Origin of the sequence: Streptomyces sp. NPDC059679, assembly GCF_042734105.1 — a bacterium.
In the GTDB taxonomy this organism is placed as follows: domain Bacteria; phylum Actinomycetota; class Actinomycetes; order Streptomycetales; family Streptomycetaceae; genus Streptomyces.
Genome location: NZ_JBHWES010000053.1, coordinates 80,374 through 86,664, shown reverse-complemented (window position 1 = coordinate 86,664; position 6,291 = coordinate 80,374). Strand labels below are relative to the sequence as shown.

The following is a 6,291-nucleotide window of genomic DNA, read 5'->3' as shown; positions in this document are numbered from 1 at the left end:
GGGTGCGCCGAAGCAGCGCGGCAGCGCACGGGACCACGGCGCAGCCGAGTGCGGCCCGGCAGGCCCCAGGACCACGGCCCGGCGGGCGGGCGCGGCCCGCGGGTCATCCGGGCGCGGCCCCACGGGGGTGCGGCCCCGACACGGCCACAAGCGACACGGTCCGCGCGGCGGTAGGCCGCGGCGCCGCCAGGTGCGCCGCGGCAGCGCACGGGACCACGGCGCAGCCGAGTGCGGCCCGGCGGACCCGCGGGTCGTCCGGGCGCGGGTCCGACCCGGCCCAGCGCCCCCGACGCGGTCCGGGGCACCGCCCGGCGGGGCGGGGACCCGTAAGCGCAGGCGGGTCCATGCGGCGGAGGCGCGCCTGACACGGACATACGGGCCGGGAAGGGGCTGACGCAGCGAGCCTCCGCCGCGTCGTCGGCCCGCTGCGGTCAGCCCGCGCCCCGCGGGCCCTCGCCCTCGCCCTCGCCCGACGTGTCCTCGCCCCGCGTGGGCTCATCGCGCCATCTCGGGTCGGTCTCCCACTCCGCGTTCCGCTCCGCGGTCAGCTCCATCGCGTGCTGCGCCTCGGTGCGGGTCGGGTAGGGTCCCAGCCGGTCGGCGGCGCGGCATTCCGGGCCTTCCTCGACCTTCTGGTGCTTGATGCAGTAGTACCACTCGCCCGGTTTCCCCGCGGCCCGCTTCTTGAACAGCGCCATCGCGGCCCTCCCGCCCTCTTCTCCGCCTGTTTCCCGCCATGCTGCCCGATGCGCCGCCGATACACTCGCTGACATGTCTGGCCAGTCGCTTCTTGTCCCGGGAAAGCTCTCTCCCACCCGCCCGGTCCCCGCTTCGATCCCCCGCCCCGAGTACGTCGGCAAAGAGGGCCCGACGCCGTATACGGGGTCCGAGGTGCAGGACGCCGAAACGATCGAGCGGATGCGGATCGCGGGCGGGATCGCCGCGCGGGCGATGGCGGAGGCCGCGAGCCGGATCGCGCCGGGGGCCACCACGGATGAGCTGGACCGGGTGGCGCATGAGTATCTGTGCGACCACGGTGCGTACCCCTCGACGCTGGGCTACCGCGGTTTCCCCAAGTCGCTGTGCTCCTCCGTCAACGAGGTCATCTGCCACGGCATCCCGGACTCGACCGTGCTGCGCGACGGCGACATCGTGAACCTCGATGTGACCGCGTACATCGGCGGCGTGCACGGCGACACCAACGCCACCTATCTGTGCGGCGAGGTGGACGACGAGTCGCGGCTGCTGGTGGAGCGCACCCGGGAGTCGCTGAACCGCGCGATCAAGGCGGTCAAGCCGGGCCGCCGTATCAACATCATCGGCCGCGTCATCGAGTCGTACGCCAAGCGCTTCGGCTACGGCGTGGTCCGCGACTTCACCGGCCACGGCATCAACTCGTCGTTCCACTCCGGCCTGATCGTCCCGCACTACGACAGCCCTCATCACACCACCGAGATCAAGCCGGGGATGACCTTCACGATCGAGCCGATGCTGACGCTTGGCAGCTACGAGTACGACATGTGGGACGACGGCTGGACGGTCGTCACCAAGGACCGGAAGCGGACGGCTCAGTTCGAACACACGCTCGTGGTGACCGACACAGGCGCGGAGATTCTGACCCTGCCGTAGGGGCGTATTGCACATTTTTTACTCTCAGCTTACGAATCCTTGGGGCTGAGCTGGAGCTGGGTAGGTAAGCCTCAGTTAAGTTAGGGCGGCCTATCCGGCCCCTGTCTCGACATGCCGCCATGTCGGCATGCTGCCCGATCTCGACTGGAGTCCGTTTATGAGAGCCGCCCGCTCTTCCGCCGTCACCGCCATCGCGGCGGTGGCCTCGCTGGCCGCCGTGTCCGGCTGCGCCGAGAAGTCCGATGCCAAGGGCTCCGACGCGATCCGGATCACGGCGTCCGACGACAAGTGCGAGGTCTCCAAGACCAAGTTCCCGGCCGGGCACGTCAAGCTCGCGGTGGAGAACAAGGGCTCCAAGGTCACCGAGGTGTACGTCTACGCGCCCGGCGACCGGATCGTCACCGAGCGGGAGAACATCGGCTCCGGCCTCAAGGCCAGCATCACCGCCGAGATCAAGGCGGGCACCTACGAGATCGCCTGCAAGCCCGGTATGAAGGGCCACGGCATCCGCCAGAAGGTGACCGTGACCGGCGGCAAGGTCTCCAAGCGGAACCCGAAGCTGGACAAGGCCGTGGCCGACTACCGCGCCTACGCGCAGGCCCAGGCCGACGAGACGCTGCCCAAGGCGCAGGCGTTCGCGGACGCGGTCAAGAAGGGCGACCTGGAGGCCGCCAAGGAGGCGTACGCGCCCTCGCGCGTCGGCTGGGAGCGCACCGAGCCGGTCGCCGAGTCCTTCGGCGACATCGACCCGAAGGTCGACATCCGCGAGGACGGTCTGGCGAAGGGCCAGAAGTGGACCGGCTGGCACCGGCTCGAGAAGTCCCTGTGGAAGGACAAGAAGATCACCGCCGAGGACAAGACCCTCGCGGACCAGCTGATCAAGGATCTCAAGGACTGGCAGAAGCGGGTCGGCACGGCGGACATCACCCCCACCGGCATGGCCAACGGCGCCAAGGAACTCCTCGACGAGGTGCAGACCGGCAAGGTCACCGGCGAGGAGGAGCGCTACAGCCACACCGACCTGGTCGACTTCGAGGGCAATGTCGACGGCGCCGAGAAGTCGTACCAGCTGCTCAAGCCGGTGGCCTCGGAGAACGACCCGGCCCTGACCAAGGACCTGGACAAGCAGTTCGCGGCGGTGAAGAAGCTGCTCGACAAGTACCGCAAGGGCGACGGGTTCGTGTCGTACGACACCGTCGGCGAGGCCAAGCGCAAGGAGCTGTCGGACGCGGTCAACGCCCTGGCCGAGCCGCTGTCCAAGCTCGCCGCGGCCGTGGCGAAGTAGGGGCGCGCCGACCATGACCGACCAGCCCCGGACCGACGACCGGTCCACGAGCGACCAGCCCGCGACCGACCGGCCCGACATCGACCAGTCCGCGGCCGACCAGCCCGCGACCGACGACCAGTCCGCGACCGACGACCAGCCAGCCGCCGCCCGCCGCACCGTCCCCTCCCGCCGCGCGCTGCTCGGCTGGGGCGGCGCCGGGCTCGCGCTGGGCGCCGCGGCGGGTGGGGGCGCCGCGGCTGCCCTCGGCAACTCCGGCGACGACACACAGCCGGTGGCCGACAGCGGGGCCGCGGTGCCCTTCTACGGCGCGCACCAGGCCGGGATCTCCACCGCCGTACAGGACCGGCTGCACTTCGCGGCCTTCGACGTCACCACCGACGACCGCGACGAGCTGATCGCGCTCCTGAAGGAGTGGACGAAGGCGGCCGCCCGGATGACGCAGGGCCACGCGGTCGGCGGCGGCGCGGTCGGCGGGCTCGCCGAGGCCCCGCCGGACGACACGGGCGAGGCGCTGGGGCTCAAGCCGTCCCGGCTGACCCTCACCTTCGGCGTCGGGCCGTCCCTCTTCAAGGACAAGAAGGGCAAGGACCGCTTCGGCCTCGCCGGGCGCCGCCCGGAGGCCCTGGTCGACCTGCCCGTGTTCCCCGGCGACAACCTGGACGCCGCGCGCAGCGGCGGCGATCTGTGCGTCCAGGCGTGCGCTGACGACCCGCAGGTGGCGGTGCACGCGATCCGCAACCTGGCCCGTATCGGCATGGGCAAGGTCGCGATCCGCTGGTCGCAGCTGGGCTTCGGCAAGACGTCCTCGACGACGCCGGACGCGCAGACCCCGCGCAACATGATGGGGTTCAAGGACGGCACCCGGAACATCGCCGGCACCGACTCCGCAGCCCTGGACAAGCATGTGTGGGTCGGGGCCAAGGCCGGCCCCGAGTGGCTGGTCGGCGGCTCGTACCTGGTCGCCCGCCGGATCCGGATGCACATCGAGACCTGGGACCGGACCTCCCTGAAGGAGCAGGAGGACGTCTTCGGGCGCACCAAGGGTGAGGGCGCGCCCATCGGCAAACCGCGCGAGCGCGACGAGCCGCTGCTGAAGGCGATGCTGCCCACCGCGCATGTCCGCCTCGCCCACCCGGACTCCAACGGCGGGGTGCGGATCCTGCGCCGCGGCTACTCCTTCACCGACGGTACGGATGGCCTGGGACGGCTGGACGCGGGGCTGTTCTTCCTCGCGTACCAGCGGGACGTGCGGCAGGGGTTCATCCCCGTGCAGCAGAAGCTGGCGCGCAACGACGCGCTCAACGAGTACATCCAGCACGTGGGTTCGGCGCTGTTCGCCGTCCCGCCGGGCGTCCGCGGCGCGGACGACTGGTGGGGACGGGCGCTGTTCACCTGAGCGGCCCGAGAAGAACAAGAGAAAGGCCAACCTCGTGTTCGGCAACTACCTGATCGGACTGCGCGAAGGGCTGGAAGCCAGCCTGGTCGTCTGCATTCTTGTCGCCTATCTGGTCAAGACCGACCGCCGGAAGGCGCTGCTGCCGGTCTGGCTGGGCATCGGTGTCGCGGTCACGGTGAGCCTGGGCTTCGGCGCCGCGCTGCAGTTCGGCTCACAGGAACTGACCTTCAAGGCCCAGGAGGCGCTGGGCGGTTCGCTGTCCATCGTCGCGGTCGGCCTGGTGACCTGGATGGTCTTCTGGATGCGGCGCACCGCCCGGCATCTGAAAGCCGAGCTGCACGGCAAGCTGGACGCGGCGCTCGCGATGGGCACCGGCGCGCTGGTGGTGACCGCCTTCCTGGCGGTGGGCCGCGAGGGCTTGGAGACCGCGCTGTTCGTCTGGGCGGCGGTGCAGAAGACCAGCGACGACGGCACATCGCAGCCGCTGATCGCGGTGGTGCTGGGGCTGCTCACCGCGGTGCTGATGGGCTGGCTGTTCTACCGCGGCGCGCTGAAGATCAACCTGGCGAAGTTCTTCACCTGGACCGGCGGCATGCTGGTCATCGTGGCGGCGGGCGTGCTCGCGTACGGCTTCCACGACTTGCAGGAGGCGGAATTCCTCCCCGGTCTGCACAGCCAGGCCTTCGACATCAGCGATACCGTCCCGCCGGACTCCTGGTACGGCACCCTGCTCAAGGGCGTCTTCAACTTCCAGGCCGACCCGACCGTTCTGCAGGTCACGGTGTGGCTGCTGTATCTGGTCCCCACGCTCGCCTTCTTCCTGCTCCCCGGTAGGGTTGCGCCGACCAGAGCAGTCCCGAAGGAGCCCAAGTCCGATGACACGCAGGTCACAGCGTCGGCGGTGCGCAGTTCCGACAGCCGCGGCAGCAGCGGCGGTGACGCTGGCGATGACGCTGACAGGCTGCATGACGGTGCACGGCGAGCGGGAGAACATCCCGTCCATCGCGAAGGATGAGGCGCCCAAGGCGCTCAAGCGGTTCACGGACGTCTACAACAAGTCCTACAGCGAGCTGGATCCGGCGCTGGCGGGCCAGGTCCAGACCGGCCCGCTGCTGGACATCAGCGCCGCCGACCTGAAGGCGCAGCACGCCGACAAGCCGGACGGGAACCCCGATTACCCGCCGCTGAAGCTGGGCGACGCGCGCTACGTCATACCCAAGCAGGTCGGCTGGCCGAAGTTCTTCGTGGCGAACACCGAGAGCAACCGCGACGACAACCGCTGGCTGCTGGTCTTCACGCGGGACGGGGCGAACGAGCCGTGGAAGGCCGCGTATCTGTCGATCCTCAGTCAGGACGAGGTGCCGGACTTCCAGATCGACAAGGACGGCTGGGCGAAGCCCGTACCGGCCGAGGGGGCCACGCCCAAGCTGGCCACGCGGCCGGATGAGCTCAGCGCCGAGTACACCGACTATCTGATGAACGGCAAGGGCGAGGTCTTCGCGGACAGCCAGGCGACGTCGGGGCTGCGGACCTCGCGGAAGAAGTTCCTGCGCACCCCGAAGTTCTGGACCGAGTACATCGACACGGCCGCGGAGGGCCCCCGCTACGCCCCGGTGGGGCTGCGCCTGAGCGACGGCGGGGCACTGGTCTTCTTCACCTCCCACCACCGGCAGAAGCAGACCATGGCCAAGGGCTACCGGCCCAACCCCACTCCGCAGATCAAGGCTCTGATGACCGGCGAGGCGAAGAAGTCGGTGACCTTGACCCGGGTGTCGGAGTCGGCGGTACGGGTACCGGCGAAGGACGCGGCGGACCCGAAGGTGGTGTTCCTCAACCGGCTGGAGGGCGTGACAGCGGCGAAGGGCGAGTAGCCACTGAGTGGGGCTTCGCTGAGCCCACGGAGCAGGGCCCCACTGAGCAGAGCCTCGCCGAGCAGGCCCCGCTGAGCAGGGCCCGCTGAGCAAGCCCCCGCTCCCCC

6 protein-coding genes are annotated in these 6,291 nt (G+C 70.1%); 5 read left to right on the top strand and 1 reads right to left on the bottom strand.

Annotated features, from left to right (window positions below; genetic code table 11):
- Window positions 1-431: 431 nt before the first annotated feature.
- Window positions 432-698 (bottom strand): hypothetical protein, encoded by a 267-nt coding sequence (locus ACFV2X_RS39665; RefSeq protein WP_385626149.1) that lies wholly within the window; start codon window positions 696-698, stop codon window positions 432-434.
- 73 nt (window positions 699-771) lie between these two features.
- Between ACFV2X_RS39665 and map the strand changes: the two genes are divergently transcribed.
- The 5 genes from map to ACFV2X_RS39640 all read left to right on the top strand — a co-directional run bounded on the left by map (window position 772) and on the right by ACFV2X_RS39640 (window position 6,184).
- Window positions 772-1,629: a type I methionyl aminopeptidase gene (gene map / locus ACFV2X_RS39660; RefSeq protein ID WP_385626148.1), complete on the top strand. Its 858-nt coding sequence runs from the start codon at window positions 772-774 to the stop codon at window positions 1,627-1,629.
- A gap of 157 nt (window positions 1,630-1,786) precedes the next feature.
- Window positions 1,787-2,914 (top strand): iron uptake system protein EfeO, encoded by a 1,128-nt coding sequence (gene efeO, locus ACFV2X_RS39655; RefSeq protein WP_385626147.1) that lies wholly within the window; start codon window positions 1,787-1,789, stop codon window positions 2,912-2,914.
- A gap of 13 nt (window positions 2,915-2,927) precedes the next feature.
- Complete coding sequence (gene efeB, locus ACFV2X_RS39650; RefSeq protein ID WP_385626146.1) at window positions 2,928-4,313, top strand: iron uptake transporter deferrochelatase/peroxidase subunit; 1,386 nt, start codon at window positions 2,928-2,930, stop codon at window positions 4,311-4,313.
- A 34-nt stretch (window positions 4,314-4,347) separates the two neighbouring features.
- Window positions 4,348-5,328 carry an iron uptake transporter permease EfeU gene (efeU, locus tag ACFV2X_RS39645; protein WP_385626145.1) on the top strand — a complete coding sequence of 327 codons (981 nt, stop codon included), beginning with the start codon at window positions 4,348-4,350 and terminating at the stop codon, window positions 5,326-5,328.
- Window positions 5,261-6,184, top strand: coding sequence for a hypothetical protein (locus ACFV2X_RS39640; RefSeq protein ID WP_385626144.1), 924 nt, complete (start codon window positions 5,261-5,263; stop codon window positions 6,182-6,184). Before efeU ends, ACFV2X_RS39640 begins: the two co-directional genes overlap by 68 nt.
- Window positions 6,185-6,291 lie beyond the last annotated feature (107 nt).

What these genes read in the sequence shown, in the direction of transcription:
- ACFV2X_RS39640 (WP_385626144.1), top strand. Translation starts at nt 5,261, where the DNA reads ATGACGCTGACAGGCTGCATGACGGTGCACGGCGAGCGGGAGAACATC.
- map (WP_385626148.1), top strand. Translation starts at nt 772, where the DNA reads ATGTCTGGCCAGTCGCTTCTTGTCCCGGGAAAGCTCTCTCCCACCCGC.
- ACFV2X_RS39665 (WP_385626149.1), bottom strand. Translation starts at nt 698, where the DNA reads ATGGCGCTGTTCAAGAAGCGGGCCGCGGGGAAACCGGGCGAGTGGTAC.
- efeB (WP_385626146.1), top strand. Translation starts at nt 2,928, where the DNA reads ATGACCGACCAGCCCCGGACCGACGACCGGTCCACGAGCGACCAGCCC.
- efeO (WP_385626147.1), top strand. Translation starts at nt 1,787, where the DNA reads ATGAGAGCCGCCCGCTCTTCCGCCGTCACCGCCATCGCGGCGGTGGCC.